Raw genomic sequence first — 15,129 nt, 5'->3', positions numbered from 1 at the left:
CCTCAAACGAAAATCAGCAGTATTATTTATTAATGAGTTTATAGAACGGAAAACTTTATACTTTTTTTAGAAATAAAAAAGCAGTTAGCAACTCTCGCTAACTGCTTCGTTTCATTATTTTTTTAAGTTGTAGAATGTTTCTTTTCCTAGGTACTGAGCAGTTTCATATAACTGATCTTCAATACGAAGTAATTGGTTGTATTTTGCTACACGATCTGAACGAGATGGTGCACCAGTTTTGATTTGGCCAGCGTTTGTTGCAACTGCGATATCTGCAATTGTTACATCCTCTGATTCACCAGAACGGTGAGAGATAACTGCTGTATAACCAGCACGTTTTGCCATTTCAATTGCATCAAAAGTTTCTGTAAGTGTACCAATTTGGTTAACTTTTACAAGGATTGAGTTAGCTACACCTTGTTCAATTCCTTGCGCTAATTTTTTCGTATTTGTTACGAATAGATCATCGCCCACCAATTGTACTTTTTTACCTAAACGCTCTGTTAATAGTTTATGACCATCCCAGTCGTTTTCGTCTAAGCCGTCTTCAATTGAGATAATTGGGTATTTTTCGCAAAGCTCTTCATACCAAGCAACCATTTCTTCAGAAGTTTTTACAACGCCTTCACCAGATAAGTGGTATTTGCCATCTTCTTTGTTGAATAATTCAGAAGCGGCAACGTCCATTGCAAGAAGTACTTCTTCTCCTGGTTTATATCCTGCTTTTTCAATCGCAGTCACGATAGTAGAAAGAGCTTCTTCGTTAGATTTTAAGTTCGGAGCAAATCCGCCCTCATCCCCAACTGCTGTGTTTAGTCCTGCTTCTTGTAATACAGATTTTAAGCTATGGAAAATTTCAGCGCCCATACGTAATGCATGGCGGAAAGATTCTGCGCCTACTGGCATTACCATAAATTCTTGGATATCTACGTTGTTATCCGCATGTTCTCCACCGTTTACGATATTCATCATTGGAACTGGCAATTGTTTCGAGTTGAATCCACCTAAGTATTGATAAAGTGGAATATCCAAGTAATCTGCTGCTGCATGTGCAACAGCAATAGATACGCCAAGAATAGCGTTAGCACCTAAATTCCCTTTATTTTCAGTTCCGTCTAGTTCGATCATTGCATGGTCAATTTCTACCTGATCCAATACGGAGTAATTCTCTTCTAATTCAGCTGCAATAATGTTATTCACATTTTCAACTGCTTTTAAAACACCTTTGCCTAGATATCTTGACTTGTCACCATCACGAAGTTCTACTGCTTCATATTCACCAGTAGATGCACCAGACGGAACGATTGCGCGTCCAAATCCACCGCTTTCTGTAAATACTTCCACTTCTACTGTTGGGTTACCGCGTGAATCTAATACTTCACGTGCTTGAATTTGTGTAATAATTGGCATTTTTAACTCTCCGTTTCGATTAGTGTTTTACCTGTCATTTCAGGCGGTGTTTCTATCCCTAATAAGTGTAACATGGTTGGAGCCAAATCGGCTAAAATTCCGTCACTTCTTAGAGTTGTATTTTTCGACGTGACAATCACTGGAACAGGATTTGTCGTGTGGGCTGTCATTGGCTGCCCTTCCATCGTTGTTACTTCATCTGAATTACCGTGATCTGCGGTAATAATTGCATGCCCGCCCTTAGCTAAAATGGCATCGACCACTTTACCTAAACAATCGTCTACTGCTTCAATCGCTTTAATCGTTGGTTCTAGCATTCCACTATGCCCTACCATATCTGGATTGGCAAAGTTTAATATAATCGCATCGAATCGATCATTGGCAATTGCATCTAACAGTGCATCCGTTACTTCATAAGCGCTCATTTCAGGCTGTAAATCATATGTAGCAACCTTTGGAGAGTTGATCAGTATACGCTCTTCTCCTGGGAAGGTCGCTTCTCTGCCACCACTCATAAAGAACGTTACATGTGGATACTTTTCAGTCTCCGCAATACGTAATTGTGTTTTGTTATGGTTTGAAAGTACTTCACCTACCGTGTTATAGAGATCTGCTTTCTCGAATACCACATCTGCCACAACATCATCACTATAATGCGTGAAGGTTACAAATTTTAAATTCGTCGGATGATTGTCACTTAAAGGCAGACTATCAAATGATGGGGTGTTTAGAGCCATCGATAATTGAATAGCACGGTCGGGACGGAAGTTAAAGAAGATAACGGCATCGTTCGTATCAATCGTTACAGCAGGCTTCCCATCTTCTTCAATAACGAAGGGAACAACAAATTCATCCACAATATCCTCTTCATAAGAAGCTAAAATACCAGCTGATGCTGACTCTGCTGTTTTCCCTAAACCTTCTACTATTGCTTTATATGCGATTAAAACTCGTTCCCATCTGCGATCACGATCCATAGCATAGTATCTACCACTGATGGAAGCGAACTTCCCTATACCGATATCCTTCATTTGTTTCTCAGTTTCTGCTACATATCCGATCGCAGTTCTAGGACCTACGTCGCGTCCATCCAAAAATCCATGGACAAATACGTCTTCTAGCCCTTGTTCTTTTGCGAGCTTCAATAAAGCAAATAAATGCGAATAGTGACTATGAACGCCACCGTCAGAAAGTAATCCCATCAAGTGTAATTTTCCACCTGTTTGCTTTACATGCTCAATTGCAGCTAAAAGCTTAGGCTCTAAGAAAAATTCTCCTTCACGAATTGATTTATGAATTCGAGTTAGGTTTTGATAAACTACTCTACCTGCACCAATATTTAAATGACCAACCTCTGAATTACCCATTTGCCCTTCTGGTAAGCCAACTGCTTCTCCAGAGGCCGTAAGTGTTGCATTCGGAAACTTATTCCAATATCGATCGAAATTTGGTTTGTTTGCCTGAGCAACTGCATTTCCAAACTTTTCATGACGCAAGCCGAAACCATCTAGTATGATTAGTGCTACTGGACTTTTAGGCATTTGCACCAGCCTCCAATAGTTTCACAAAAGAATCTACTTGTAGGCTTGCTCCTCCTACTAGTGCACCGTCAATATGCTCCTTAGAAAGAAGCTCTTTAATATTTTCAGGTTTCACACTACCTCCGTATTGGATGCGAACTTGACTTGCCACTTCTTCACCAAAACCATCTAAAATAGTTTCACGGATTGCTTGGCATACATCATTTGCATCGTCTGCAGTAGCTGTTTTCCCAGTTCCAATAGCCCAAATAGGCTCATACGCAATAATAGAATGGATTAGTTGATCTTCTGTCAACCCTTCGATTGCTGCCATTACTTGGTTAGAAACAATAGCTTCTGTTTCATTTTGCTCACGTTGCTCTAATGTTTCACCTACACAAATGATTGGTGTAAGTTTATTTTCAAATGCAGATTTTACTTTTTTATTGACTGATTCGTCTGTTTCGTTGAAATATTGACGGCGTTCAGAATGCCCAATTACAACATATTCTACTCCTAAGTCCTGAAGCTGTTGGCCGCTAACCTCACCAGTATATGCCCCCTCTTTTTCCTCGTGCATCGTTTGTGCTCCGATAGAAATAAACGAACCTTTTGTCGCTTGAACAAGCTGATCTAAAAATAGCGCTGGAGCACAGATTACTGCATCAACTTTTGAGCTATCTACTTGTTGTTCCTTTAACTGAAGTGCAAATTCCTTTGCCTCACCAAGTGTTTTATACATTTTCCAATTCCCTGCTATTACTGGTTTACGCATATGACATCTCCTCCATTACTTATCGTTTAAAGCAGAAACTCCTGGTAAATCCTTGCCTTCCATAAACTCTAAGGAAGCTCCTCCACCAGTCGAAATATGGTCCATCTTATCGCCAACATCGAACTTTTCTACAGCTGCTGCAGAATCGCCGCCTCCGATAATTGTATAGCCAGCTGTTTGTGCCATTGCATCCGCTACTGCTTTTGTACCGTTTGCAAATGCTTCCATTTCGAATACTCCCATAGGTCCATTCCAAATAATTAGCTTACTATTTTTAATAACGTCAGCGTATAGTTCTCGTGTTTTTGGACCAATATCTAATCCCATCCAATCAGAAGGAATTTGATCGATATCTACTACTTTTGTGTTAGCATCCTTTGAAAATTCATCTGCAACTACTACATCTACCGGCAAATAGAAAGAAACACCTTTTTCTTTTGCTTTTTCAAGGAATCCTCTTGCAAGGTCCAGTTTATCTTCTTCTAGAAGAGATGTACCAATCTCATGCCCTTGTGCCTTTGTAAATGTATAAGAAAGGCCGCCACCTATTAAAATATTATCAACCTTGTCCAATAGATGATCAATTACACCGATTTTATCTTTTACTTTTGCACCACCAATAATGGCAGTAAATGGACGTTCAGGCTCTGCTAAAGCTTTGCCTAATACATCTAACTCTTTTTGCATCAATAGCCCTGAAACCGCAGGAAGTAATTTTGCGATACCTTCTGTCGTAGCATGTGCACGATGTGCAGCACCAAATGCATCATTTACGTAAACATCAGCAAGCTTTGCAAAGGACTTTGCTAGCTCCGCATCATTCTTCTCTTCACCTGCATGAAAGCGAACATTTTCTAATAATACGATTTCTCCATCATTCATAGCTGAAACTGCATTCTCTACAGTTTCTCCAATAGATTCATCTAGTTTTTTTACTGGCTTATCCAAAAGTTTTGCTAAATGCTCTCCAACTTTAGTCAAACGTAAATCTTCCTTCACTTCACCTTTAGGTCGTCCCATATGGCTAGCAAGGATTACTTTCGCACCCTGTTCGATTAAATTATTAATCGTTGGTAGTGCTGCACGAATTCTCGTATCATCTGTGATTGCTCCATCTTCCATTGGTACGTTGAAGTCTACACGACAAAATACACGTTTTCCTTGTAAAGCTACATCGCTCATTGTTTGTTTTACCTTCATGAGATAAGCCTCCTTATATTTTGAAAAGCGCAAGCGCCTACTCAAGCACCGAAAAGCGTTGGAAGAATGGCGGTAAAGGCGTCTTTTGCCTTTATCCGACATTCTGAAACGACTCGAGGTGCTAGGCGCAGGAGCTAGACACATGCTGTTAAAAAAAGGAGCTAGGGGTAATCCCTGGCTCCTTTACCCTCTTTTATTATAGAGGTAATTCTATCGATTCGCCACGTAAAATCACATTCATCTTATGTGTCTTTCCTAGTCAAATACGAAAATCTTATAGTCCTTTATTAGCCATAAGTAGTGCTAGGTCGATACAACGCGCAGAATATCCTGATTCGTTATCATACCATGCTAATACTTTTACTAAATTATCTTCAAGTACCATAGTAGAAAGCCCATCAACTGTAGATGAAGCTGTATTTCCGTTATAGTCTCTAGAAACTAATGGAAGTTCATTATAATCCAAGATTCCTTTTAACTCATTGTCAGAAGCTTGTTTTAAAGCTGCATTCAATTCTTCTACTGTAACGTTTTTATCTAATTCAGCAACAAAGTCTACGATTGATACGTTTGGAGTTGGTACACGAACTGCCATACCATCTAATTTCCCTTTCAACTCAGGAAGTACTTTAGCTACTGCTGCTGCTGCTCCTGTTGTTGTAGGAATCATAGATTCTGCTGCTGCACGAGCACGACGGTAATCGCTATGCGGTAAGTCTAAAATACGTTGGTCATTTGTATATGAATGGATTGTTGTCATCATTCCACGTTTGATACCAAATTGATCTTGTAAAACTTTTGCAATTGGTGATAAACAGTTAGTAGTACAAGAAGCGTTTGAAATTACATGATCAGTTGCTGGGTTGTATTGATCAGCATTTACACCCATAACGAATGTAGGCATATCGTCTTTAGCAGGTTGTGATAAAATTACTTTTTTAGCTCCAGCTTCAATATGCTTGCTAGCTTTATCAGTTGTACTGAAAATACCTGTACACTCAATAACGATATCTACTTGTTGTTCTTTCCACGGTAATGCTGCAGGATCTTTTTCAGCGAATACGCGAATGTTTTTACCATTTACTACAAGGTAATCTCCTTCAGAAGAAACTTCTGCGTTGAAGATTCCGTGAACTGAATCATATTTCAATAAATGAGCAAGCATTGCAGCATCCGTTAAATCATTGATCGCTACTACTTCAATCTCTGTTTGTTCTAAAGCTTCTCTGAATACTTTACGTCCAATACGTCCAAAACCATTAATCGCTAATTTTACTGTCATTTTAAATTCCTCCTAGTTGTTTTGTTCAATTATTTGAATCATTTCTTGTGCTGCACCTTCATCGGTAACTAAAACCGTTTGAGCTGGTGCTTGTTTAAAATATGATAATAGAGCATTTGCTTTTTTAGTGCCTCCAGCTACTGCTAGAAGATGCTCCATATTTCCTAATTGTTTTAGTTGAACTCCAATTGTGCGAATTCTGTGTACTGCTTCCCCTTGGTTATTAAAGTAATACCCAAAGGCTTCACTAACTGCACCGATTTCCTTCAAGCGTTGCATTTCTTCTAAACTTGAATTTCTACGGCGAGCCATTTCAAGTGCATCCCCAATACCATGAATGATGATATTAGTTCGTTCGTATAAATCCATCATTTCTTTTATAAATGGTTCATTTTTCATCGTAGAGTAAGCTTCCTCACTCAGGCTATCCGGCATGTATAACGTTCGATAAGAACCATTCATTTTATTGGCAAATAGAGAGGCTATTGTATTGGCTTGAAGCCGAACATCCTTACCAACTCCACCTCTTGCAGCTATAAATAATAGTCGCTTCCACTTGTCAGTTTGATGAACATAATTCGAAATGGAAGCAATCGTTGTTCCGCCAGTTACAGCTATGATGGACTCATCCGATAAAATACTTTCCAAATATTTTGCTGCTTCTTGTGACTGAAGCATTGCAGTATTCGTATTAGTATCTACATCTCCCGGTACAATTATCACTTCTTTTATATTTAAATAACTTACAAGTGATTGTTCGAGCTGCAATCTACCAGACCATTCTCGTACAACTTCTTTAAGCTCTATCAATAAATCATTTCCACTAGAAGTTATACTAGCTCCATCTCTCGATATTTCTATAAATCCCTGATTGCGCAAAAAGTCTAATTCTTTTCTAGTTTCTCTTTCCGACAATCCTAAAAGGTCACCGATCACTCTTCGGCCGTACCCTGGAGACAATTGAATCGTTTGGAGTATTCGATACCTTTTTTGTAACAAGATGTTCATCTCAGGCATTAGCTTTAACTGAGCCTGTAGTAACGAATCCATTTTTCACATCCCAACTGACTGCGACATTTTTGTCCCACCACTACTTTTTTTGTCCCATGTGCTTAAAAAAAATTTATTTCTAAATTAAGGATACATTAGTATATTCCCAATAGCAAGAATTTGAAACAGAATTGTGAACAAATTTAATCCAGAAATGCGTCACATAAATACTTATATTGCGATTCTACCTATCTATATTGCGGTTTGGGGATTGGATCTTGCGATTATCTGATCCTATATTGCGGTTTGGGACGTGGATCTTGCGATTTGGCCCCATTAACTTGCGATTACCTGTAGAATCATCAAAGTAATGCTTCCAAAATAGTCGCGTAATCTACTTGCCCATATTGAATAATTTCATCTTCCAATACGATGACAGGAATCATCAGCATATATTTTTCATGTAGTGCATCATCTTCTTCGATATTTACTTCATTTATGTCAAACACGACATCTTCTCTTACAAGCTTCAACATAAGCCTTGCATCATCACATAAATGACAGCCTGGCCTTGTGTAAAAATGGACAATCATTTTATACCATCCTTCCAAAACTCATTTGATTTATGTTTATTATAGTCTTTTTGAAATTGTTATTCCCTCATAAGGTAAAATAAAAGCGATACTTTTTATTTATCCGTTCGTCTATTGCAATAAGGGGAGGTCAGAAGATGGAAATGGAACAGCTATACAAAGAGCATAGCGATAGAGTTTATAGCTATATATACTATCTTGTCCGTCAAAAAGAATGTGCCGAGGATCTCACACAAGAAACATTTTATAAAGCATATAAAGGGCTAGACGGCTTTAACAAGCAAGCTTCAACTGCCACTTGGCTATTAAAAATAGCAAGAAATTTGACCTATGACTATTTTCGAAGGAAAAGGGTAATACAATTTTTCACCTTTGATAAAGAACATGATTTAGAAACAAATGCACTATCACCAGAAAGTCGATATGAACGAAAGGAACAGCTTGCTAAGATGTACGACTCCTTATATAAACTAAAAAAAGATTATCAAGAAGTCTTGCTCCTACGCAAAATACAAGAGTGTTCCATCCAAGAAACAGCCTATATACTTGGCTGGACTGAGGCAAAAGTAAAGATGAAAATGACTCGAGCACTTGAGGCACTTAAAAAGAAATATCATCAGGAAGGAGGTTATGCAAATGAAACCATCAAAAAAATTCGATGAGCTTTTTGAGGAAATGAAAAACGTAGAGCGTTCAGATGAAGCAAAGCAAAATACGTGGCTAGCCTTAAAAGGTAGAATAGAAACAAAAAGAAAACGCAACATATTCCCGGCATTTATTTCATTAGCAATAGTAGCGATTGCCTCCTTTCTATTCATAACTTTTACTAATCCCTCAGAAATTGAACAATCAGCTCAGCCTCTTTCCAATGAAGAGGTTATAAAAGCAGTACAAGAAAGAGAATACAATGGACCAGATATGGAAATTTCACGCTTATTGAACGATTGGTGGGACCTCCAAAGTTCAACGAAAACAGAGACCCAAGAAGAGTACGATCAACTTCTACAATCAAAGGAATACAAAGATTTTATGAATTATTATGAAACCACTTTTGGTGAATACTTCACGGAGAACATGCTAACAAATGCGATCAGTTCAAATTTGGTGTTTAAATATAATCATTATTTAATAGATAATGACATAGAAATGCACCTAGAAAACGTCAAAATTGTACAAGAAAAAGATCATCCCAATATCTATCGCCCCAATATAGAGGTATCCCTCACCAATAGCCAAGGTCAGAAAATTTTTCATACATTAAAAGAAGAATTTATCTTTTCTACGTCAGAGCCTGGAAAAATAGGCAGCTATAATGGAGTTAAAGATGGTGGAGGCTTAGAACTTCGAGAGAAAATAGAGAACTTTAACGCATATGTTGAAAATAACGAAGAAGTAAGAACTCCATCAATTGATATATCCTTCGATACGCTTTGCTTCAATGGTCGCATGGTTGACCAGCAAGAAAAAGTAAAATTTGAATCGGGATGCACATCCGATAAAAATGAAATAAATCCCATCATGACAATGATTGACTATCCTTTTATAAAAGAAGTAACAGAGCAAGAAAGCCAAGAGAGGGCTGAGGCTCTTCCTCAAATGGATAATTATCAAATATACCTAACAAACGCAGTAGATATAGGAACTACATTGTATACTATTACTTTGTATAAGGATGGAGTGCTGATGTACTCTCCGGGTTCTGATTTAGGTATTAGTGGTGATATCACTACTGATCGACATACACCGATATTTGAAGAGGTCAAGCTGAGGCTAAATGAATTTGCTGAAAATTGATCAAACAAAAAAACCAACTGTTTGTTGGTTTTTTTATCTTGTCGGTACTTAAAATTACTAAAGGACAATTTACTCTCCCCCGCTCATAATTTCAATACAAACTCTGCTTCTCCGTCATTGATATTACCCGTTTTTTGGAATCCTAAGCTTTCGTATAGTCTTATGGCTACTTCATTGTCTGGCTCCGTTGATAGATAAATCGTTGCACAATCATCTATCTGTTTCATTTCATCCAATATCATCTGAACAACCTTTCTGCCATAGCCTTTCCCCTGATAGGTGTGTTCAATCATTAATCGACATATCCAGTAATTTTTAGTATCTTCATCTAATCCATACATAGTGAAGCCAATAATCTTGTCATCTTCCTCAACGCCTCTAACAATCCATCCAGTTTCGTAAATTGATTGCACGATAGATAGCGCATTGGATGCTACAAATTTTTCTACTATGGTTGCCTTCCCGTCTTCATTAGTGGTCAAAAGAACCGTTTGTAACCAGTTATCCTTCGTAATCTCTACTAGTTTCATTGTAAATCCCCCATATATTACTTCTACATTATTTTATCACAATAATTAAAACAATCACATAATAGGAATTTCAAATGAAAAAAAGCCCCATAAAGGGCTTCTTCCATTTATAATTTACCACTTGCGACCCGCTCCTCCACCGCCGGAGCTACCGCCGCCAAAACCTCCAAAGCCGCCACCAGAACTTCTTCCGCCTCCTCCGAAACCTCCGAAGCCACCGGGGCCGAACATTCCAGTGCTATTACGTCTTCTACCTGAACCGGTACCACCCCCGCCTCCTCTCATCATAGTAATAATTAAGTAAATAACAACTACTATTACAATGATTGTAGAAAAGGAAAATCCACCGCCTGTAGAGCCAGCAAGTGGAGAAGGCTCCTGTGGTGTTGCCAACTCACCGTCCCATCCATACTCTGTAGCAACCTGGTTATATAAAAGCTGATAAGTGGAAAGTATAGCCCCCGGCGCATCACCTTGCTCTAAAAAAGGGTATGTATACTCTTCTAATATTCTCCCAACTTTTCCATCAGGTAAAGCACCCTCTAAACCGTAGCCCACACCAATGTAAACATCCCGGTTACCGACTTTATTAGGATCCATTTCCAGAATAAAAAGAACTCCATTATCCTTCTCTTCATCACCAATACCATAGGCACGCATCACATCTACCGCATATGTCGCAACATCCTGTCCTTCTAAAGACTCGACTGTCATTACGACAATTTGAGAACTAGTAGCATTCTCTAAGTTTTGTCCAAGCATTTCAATTTCCTGCTCCTGTTCTTCCGATAGAACATCATAGAAATCCTGGACATATAGTTCTCCTGGTATAGCTTCTGGATAATCAGATACAGCAAGCGTTATTAACGGGAACAATAAAGTTAGGAGAAGCGCAAGTGAAATGACACGTGCACTCTTCTTCATCACTCGCCATCTCCTTCAAAATCGACTACTGGTGCTTCTTCTACTCCCTCGGCTGATTGGAAGTATTCCTTCTCATCAAAGCCAAACATAGACGCTACTATACTCCCAGGCATACGTTTTACTTTTTTATTGTAATCCGAAACAACTGTATTATAATCTTGTCTTGCTACAGAAAGTCTATTTTCTGTACCAGCAAGCTCATCCATCAATTGTCTAAAGTTAGCATCTGCCTTAAGATTTGGATAATTTTCCACTACTACTAATAATCGACTCAAAGCTCCTGATAATTCATCATTCGCCGCTGATTGTTCTTCAGGTGTCCCAGCTCCCGCCAATTTAGTTCTGGCATCTGCGATATTCCCAAGCACCTCTTCTTCGTGTGCTGCAAAGCCTTTAACTGTATTAACTAAGTTCGGTATTAAGTCCATTCTTCGTTGCAGCTGGTTTTCTACTTGTGCATACGCATTGTTTACATTTTCTTCTTTGTCTACAAATCCGTTATAGCTTGCCATAAATATACCTGCAATAACAGCAATAATTACAATGACAATAATAATTGGCACTAGTAATTTTTTCATCGTGTTCACCTCTTTAGTAATTATAGTATTATTGTACCTTTAAATCGAAAATACAAAACCTATTCTTATTTACGGAATAAGGTAATTTTAGTTTCATATACCTTGATGACCTTATTAATGGATTAATTTTCCACTTATCAAGTAAAACCACCATCTACCGCAAGTAAATGCTCTATAGAACATTAAAAAGGAAGGATTGAAATTTTCCATGATGAACACTTTGTAGTACCAATGCATATTTTTATAAACTTCATTGTTTAAGTAATTTATTCAGTGGTAATGATTAATAAATGAAATCTATCGTTACATTCTAAAAACTGAGGTGATTTTGATGAATAATTCACTACCACAAGATGCTGTACATACATTAGAACAAATTCAAGGGAAATTTCCTGGTTATCGTCGTGCTCATGCAAAAGGGGAATTTTATGAAGCAATTTTTACTCCTAATGGAAATGCGATTCCATTTACGACAGCAGGACATCTGCAACATGAACCAGTACCCGCTACAGTCCGTTTTTCTAATAGTCCACCTGATCCTACTGCAGCAGATTTCCTATCTCCAGCAAAAGGAATGTCTATCCATTTTCATCAACCAGATGGTTCAACTAGTCACCAAGTATGTACCACCATCCCAATGTTCATAACAAAGGATCCAAAAACCTTTATTGAAATGCTAAAAATTTTAGGTTCTCATAAAACTGGTATACATTCAATTGATCTCGGACTAGGAATTGCACAACTTCTCACTACCTTCCCTGAACATAAAAACACATTACTCGCACTTAAAGAACAACTAAAGCAACCACCAATTAGTTACGCGGCTCTAAATTACTACCCTATACATGCCTTCTATTTAGTTAATGCTGAAGGCAAGCGGCAAGCCATAAAATACGAGTGGCATCCATTGAAGGAAGAAAAGTCACCTTCCATCCTCGAAAGTATTAATTTTTCCACCAATTATTTGAGCGAAGATTTGGAAAAACGACTCGAAAAGGGAACTGTATCGTTCGCGCTATATATTCGTTTAGCAGAGGACACAGACCCTACAGATGATCCTACCGTCATTTGGCCAACTGATAGGCAAAAAATTTTAGTAGGTCTCTTAACAATAAACAAAAAAATATTTCCAACAGAAAGCATATTGTTCGACCCTACTATCGTTGGCAAAGGCATCGAATTATCAAATGATCCTATTCTCCATTTTAGACATGAGACATATGCAGTCTCCTATGATAGAAGAAATAAAGAAAACAAAAAAACACCCTAAACAGAAAGGGTGTTTTACTTTATGCCCTCGGCGAGGATCGAACTCACATTCCAAGCTTCGGAGGCTTGTGTGTTATCCATTACACTACAAGGGCAAGCGACTTATCTATTATACAAATAGAAAGAATATAATTCAAGCAAACATTTTGAAGCTTAATATTTGACCTTCCTTGACCATAATGTGTATGATAAAGTTACAACTGAGGAAGACTTTCTCAGTAACCTATACTAAACCACCTTTGAAGGAGGCAATCAGGATGAATTTAATTCCTACAGTTATTGAACAAACTAATCGTGGAGAACGTGCATATGACATCTATTCTCGATTATTAAAAGACCGTATTATTATGCTTGGAAGTGGTATTGACGACAACGTTTCAAACTCTATCGTTGCTCAATTATTATTCCTAGAAGCTGAAGATCCAGAAAAAGATATCTCTATTTACATTAATAGCCCAGGCGGAAGTATCACAGCTGGTATGGCAATTTATGATACAATGCAGTTCATCAAACCTGATGTACAAACAATTTGTATCGGTATGGCTGCTTCTATGGGTGCATTCTTACTTACTGCTGGAACAAAAGGTAAACGTTATGCGCTTCCTAATGCTGAAGTAATGATTCACCAACCACTTGGTGGAGCCCAAGGGCAAGCAACTGAAATCGAAATTGCTGCAAAACGTATTTTACATTTACGCGATAAGTTAAACCACATTATTTCTGAACGCACTGGTCAACCAATCGAGGTAATTGCAAGAGACACAGATCGTGATAACTTCATGACTGCTGAACGTGCAAAAGAATACGGCTTAATCGATCACATTATCGATCGTAGCGAAATGAAAAAATCATAATAAACTGCTTTATAATCCCAAAGGTATATTCCTTTGGGATTCTTTTATAATTCTTGAGAGCTTCCGCTTGTATCGGAAATCAGCGGTAATAATTAGATTTTATTTACTGTGTCTAATAGTTTTATTCAAAAAAAAAAACCGCCCTTTCGTCTAAAGTGACTAGTGAGGCCGTTCATTTTTATGATTCGCTTGAGATGAAATTTCCTAAAGCTTCTACTGCTTCCTCCGCATCGGAACCATCCGCACTTAAACTTACAGTTGTTCCTCTGCCTATTGCCAAGCTCATAATTCCCATAATGCTCTTTGCATTTACTTTTTTAGTATCTTTTTCTAAATAGACGTCTGCAATATAACGATTTGCTTCTTGTACAAAAAGTGCAGCCTGTCTTGCTTGAAGTCCCGAAGATAATTTTACTTCCACCTGCTGTTCTGCCATTGTCTACTCCCCATTTCTTTAAATTGTCTCTCCATTGCGAAGCGCATCTGCTATTTCATCTATTTTTCGTAATCGGTGATTAACACCTGATTTACTCACATTGCCTGTAGAAACCATTTCGCCTAGTTCTTTTAGTGTAACATCTTGATACTCTACTCGTAACCTAGCTATTTCACGAAGTTTTTCTGGTAACTGGTCTAAGCCGATAGAATTCTCGATAAACCGAATATTATCCACTTGACGAATGGCTGCACTGATTGTTTTATTCAGGTTGGCCGTTTCACAATTGACAAGGCGGTTTACGCTATTTCGCATATCTCGTATGATTCGAACATCTTCAAATTTCAGTAAAGCTCTATGTGCTCCTGCAATACTTAAAAAGTCGGAAATCTTTTCTGCTTCTTTCAAATATGCCACAAACCCTTTTTTTCGTTCAATTGTTTTCGCATTTAGTTCATATTCATTCATCAAGTCTACTAGTGCATCACTATGTGTTTTATAAGAAGAATAGATTTCTAAGTGATAAGACGAGGTTTCCGGATTATTAACCGATCCTCCTGCTAAAAAGGCTCCTCTTAAATAAGCACGTTTACAGCAACTTTTTTGAACAAGCTCTTTGGAAATGGAATATTCAAATTGAAAGCCATCCTTTAAAATTTGAAGATCCTCTAACAGGTTTTTTGCCCCTTCTCGAATACGACAAATATAAATATTATTCTTTTTCAATCTCATTTTCTTTCGAACAAGTAATTCAACTTGATATGGATATAATGATTTTATCAACGTATATAGTCTTCTAGCAATAGCCGCATTCTCTGTTTGAACGTCTAAGCTTAACATTTTGTTGCTAAATGAAAGTGAACCATTCATGCGTATAAGTGCAGAAAGCTCTGCACGGGCACAACAAGGTTCCGACTCTTCCTGAGTCATCTCTTTTTTTGTTTCAGAAGCAAACGACATATTCCGTTTCCCCC

Annotated in this window: 16 protein-coding genes and 1 tRNA gene; 4 read left to right on the top strand and 13 right to left on the bottom strand. The window is 37.9% G+C overall.

Annotated elements, in window-relative coordinates:
- Positions 1-114: 114 nt before the first annotated feature.
- From eno to MKY37_RS16415, 7 genes are all read right to left on the bottom strand, one after another.
- Entirely contained in the window at positions 115-1,410 is a 1,296-nt protein-coding gene (gene eno / locus MKY37_RS16445) for a phosphopyruvate hydratase (RefSeq protein ID WP_340778748.1), read from the bottom strand.
- 2 nt (positions 1,411-1,412) lie between these two features.
- Positions 1,413-2,951, bottom strand: a complete 1,539-nt coding sequence (gene gpmI / locus MKY37_RS16440) for a 2,3-bisphosphoglycerate-independent phosphoglycerate mutase (RefSeq protein ID WP_340778747.1) — start codon at positions 2,949-2,951, stop codon at positions 1,413-1,415.
- Entirely contained in the window at positions 2,944-3,705 is a 762-nt protein-coding gene (tpiA, locus tag MKY37_RS16435) for a triose-phosphate isomerase (RefSeq protein WP_340778746.1), read from the bottom strand. The genes gpmI and tpiA overlap by 8 nt, the downstream gene beginning before the upstream one ends.
- Before the next feature lie 15 nt (positions 3,706-3,720).
- The gene (locus MKY37_RS16430) at positions 3,721-4,905 is read right to left on the bottom strand and encodes a phosphoglycerate kinase (RefSeq protein ID WP_340778744.1); all 1,185 of its coding nucleotides are present in this window, start codon (positions 4,903-4,905) and stop codon (positions 3,721-3,723) included.
- A 274-nt stretch (positions 4,906-5,179) separates the two neighbouring features.
- Positions 5,180-6,187: a type I glyceraldehyde-3-phosphate dehydrogenase gene (gene gap / locus MKY37_RS16425; RefSeq protein ID WP_090566796.1), complete on the bottom strand. Its 1,008-nt coding sequence runs from the start codon at positions 6,185-6,187 to the stop codon at positions 5,180-5,182.
- Positions 6,188-6,199: 12 nt separating this feature from the next.
- Positions 6,200-7,237 (bottom strand): sugar-binding transcriptional regulator, encoded by a 1,038-nt coding sequence (locus MKY37_RS16420; RefSeq protein ID WP_340778743.1) that lies wholly within the window; start codon positions 7,235-7,237, stop codon positions 6,200-6,202.
- A 302-nt stretch (positions 7,238-7,539) separates the two neighbouring features.
- Positions 7,540-7,770, bottom strand: a complete 231-nt coding sequence (locus MKY37_RS16415) for a glutaredoxin family protein (RefSeq protein WP_340778742.1) — start codon at positions 7,768-7,770, stop codon at positions 7,540-7,542.
- Between the two features lie 137 nt (positions 7,771-7,907).
- On the opposite strand from MKY37_RS16415, the gene MKY37_RS16410 reads away from it, so the two are divergent.
- Entirely contained in the window at positions 7,908-8,432 is a 525-nt protein-coding gene (locus tag MKY37_RS16410) for an RNA polymerase sigma factor (protein ID WP_340778741.1), read from the top strand.
- Positions 8,407-9,564: a hypothetical protein gene (locus MKY37_RS16405; RefSeq protein ID WP_340778740.1), complete on the top strand. Its 1,158-nt coding sequence runs from the start codon at positions 8,407-8,409 to the stop codon at positions 9,562-9,564. The genes MKY37_RS16410 and MKY37_RS16405 overlap by 26 nt, the downstream gene beginning before the upstream one ends.
- Positions 9,565-9,647: 83 nt before the next feature.
- On the opposite strand, the gene MKY37_RS16400 is transcribed toward MKY37_RS16405, so the two are convergent.
- The 3 genes from MKY37_RS16400 to MKY37_RS16390 all read right to left on the bottom strand — a co-directional run bounded on the left by MKY37_RS16400 (position 9,648) and on the right by MKY37_RS16390 (position 11,596).
- Positions 9,648-10,094 carry a GNAT family N-acetyltransferase gene (locus tag MKY37_RS16400; RefSeq protein WP_340778739.1) on the bottom strand — a complete coding sequence of 149 codons (447 nt, stop codon included), beginning with the start codon at positions 10,092-10,094 and terminating at the stop codon, positions 9,648-9,650.
- A gap of 114 nt (positions 10,095-10,208) precedes the next feature.
- On the bottom strand, positions 10,209-11,018 hold the full coding sequence (locus MKY37_RS16395; RefSeq protein WP_340778738.1) for a TPM domain-containing protein: 810 nt from the start codon (positions 11,016-11,018) through the stop codon (positions 10,209-10,211).
- Positions 11,018-11,596 (bottom strand): LemA family protein, encoded by a 579-nt coding sequence (locus MKY37_RS16390; RefSeq protein WP_340778737.1) that lies wholly within the window; start codon positions 11,594-11,596, stop codon positions 11,018-11,020. The genes MKY37_RS16395 and MKY37_RS16390 overlap by 1 nt, the downstream gene beginning before the upstream one ends.
- A 331-nt stretch (positions 11,597-11,927) precedes the next feature.
- Here MKY37_RS16390 and MKY37_RS16385 point away from each other — a divergent pair, with 331 nt between their 5' ends.
- The gene (locus MKY37_RS16385) at positions 11,928-12,866 is read left to right on the top strand and encodes a catalase (RefSeq protein ID WP_340778736.1); all 939 of its coding nucleotides are present in this window, start codon (positions 11,928-11,930) and stop codon (positions 12,864-12,866) included.
- A 22-nt stretch (positions 12,867-12,888) separates the two neighbouring features.
- Here MKY37_RS16385 and MKY37_RS16380 read toward each other — a convergent pair.
- Positions 12,889-12,960, bottom strand: a tRNA-Arg gene (locus MKY37_RS16380).
- Positions 12,961-13,122: 162 nt separating this feature from the next.
- Between MKY37_RS16380 and clpP the strand changes: the two genes are divergently transcribed.
- Entirely contained in the window at positions 13,123-13,719 is a 597-nt protein-coding gene (clpP, locus tag MKY37_RS16375; protein ID WP_211895156.1) for an ATP-dependent Clp endopeptidase proteolytic subunit ClpP, read from the top strand.
- 178 nt (positions 13,720-13,897) lie between these two features.
- Here clpP and MKY37_RS16370 read toward each other — a convergent pair whose 3' ends face one another.
- A complete protein-coding gene (locus tag MKY37_RS16370) occupies positions 13,898-14,155 on the bottom strand; it encodes an HPr family phosphocarrier protein (RefSeq protein ID WP_340778735.1) in 258 nt (85 codons plus the stop codon).
- Positions 14,156-14,173: 18 nt separating this feature from the next.
- Entirely contained in the window at positions 14,174-15,115 is a 942-nt protein-coding gene (whiA, locus tag MKY37_RS16365) for a DNA-binding protein WhiA (protein WP_211895160.1), read from the bottom strand.
- Between the last annotated feature and the right edge of the window lie 14 nt (positions 15,116-15,129).

The organism is Psychrobacillus sp. FSL K6-2836 (genome assembly GCF_038003085.1).
Taxonomy (GTDB): domain Bacteria; phylum Bacillota; class Bacilli; order Bacillales_A; family Planococcaceae; genus Psychrobacillus.
Note: the sequence above shows the minus strand (reverse complement) of the source record. Positions and strands in the feature narration are given on the sequence as shown.

What these genes read in the sequence shown, in the direction of transcription:
- eno (WP_340778748.1), bottom strand. Translation starts at nt 1,410, where the DNA reads ATGCCAATTATTACACAAATTCAAGCACGTGAAGTATTAGATTCACGC.
- MKY37_RS16400 (WP_340778739.1), bottom strand. Translation starts at nt 10,094, where the DNA reads ATGAAACTAGTAGAGATTACGAAGGATAACTGGTTACAAACGGTTCTT.
- whiA (WP_211895160.1), bottom strand. Translation starts at nt 15,115, where the DNA reads ATGTCGTTTGCTTCTGAAACAAAAAAAGAGATGACTCAGGAAGAGTCG.
- gpmI (WP_340778747.1), bottom strand. Translation starts at nt 2,951, where the DNA reads ATGCCTAAAAGTCCAGTAGCACTAATCATACTAGATGGTTTCGGCTTG.
- MKY37_RS16430 (WP_340778744.1), bottom strand. Translation starts at nt 4,905, where the DNA reads ATGAAGGTAAAACAAACAATGAGCGATGTAGCTTTACAAGGAAAACGT.
- clpP (WP_211895156.1), top strand. Translation starts at nt 13,123, where the DNA reads ATGAATTTAATTCCTACAGTTATTGAACAAACTAATCGTGGAGAACGT.
- gap (WP_090566796.1), bottom strand. Translation starts at nt 6,187, where the DNA reads ATGACAGTAAAATTAGCGATTAATGGTTTTGGACGTATTGGACGTAAA.
- MKY37_RS16395 (WP_340778738.1), bottom strand. Translation starts at nt 11,018, where the DNA reads ATGAAGAAGAGTGCACGTGTCATTTCACTTGCGCTTCTCCTAACTTTA.
- MKY37_RS16385 (WP_340778736.1), top strand. Translation starts at nt 11,928, where the DNA reads ATGAATAATTCACTACCACAAGATGCTGTACATACATTAGAACAAATT.
- tpiA (WP_340778746.1), bottom strand. Translation starts at nt 3,705, where the DNA reads ATGCGTAAACCAGTAATAGCAGGGAATTGGAAAATGTATAAAACACTT.
- MKY37_RS16370 (WP_340778735.1), bottom strand. Translation starts at nt 14,155, where the DNA reads ATGGCAGAACAGCAGGTGGAAGTAAAATTATCTTCGGGACTTCAAGCA.
- MKY37_RS16420 (WP_340778743.1), bottom strand. Translation starts at nt 7,237, where the DNA reads ATGGATTCGTTACTACAGGCTCAGTTAAAGCTAATGCCTGAGATGAAC.
- MKY37_RS16410 (WP_340778741.1), top strand. Translation starts at nt 7,908, where the DNA reads ATGGAAATGGAACAGCTATACAAAGAGCATAGCGATAGAGTTTATAGC.
- MKY37_RS16405 (WP_340778740.1), top strand. Translation starts at nt 8,407, where the DNA reads ATGAAACCATCAAAAAAATTCGATGAGCTTTTTGAGGAAATGAAAAAC.
- MKY37_RS16415 (WP_340778742.1), bottom strand. Translation starts at nt 7,770, where the DNA reads ATGATTGTCCATTTTTACACAAGGCCAGGCTGTCATTTATGTGATGAT.
- MKY37_RS16390 (WP_340778737.1), bottom strand. Translation starts at nt 11,596, where the DNA reads ATGAAAAAATTACTAGTGCCAATTATTATTGTCATTGTAATTATTGCT.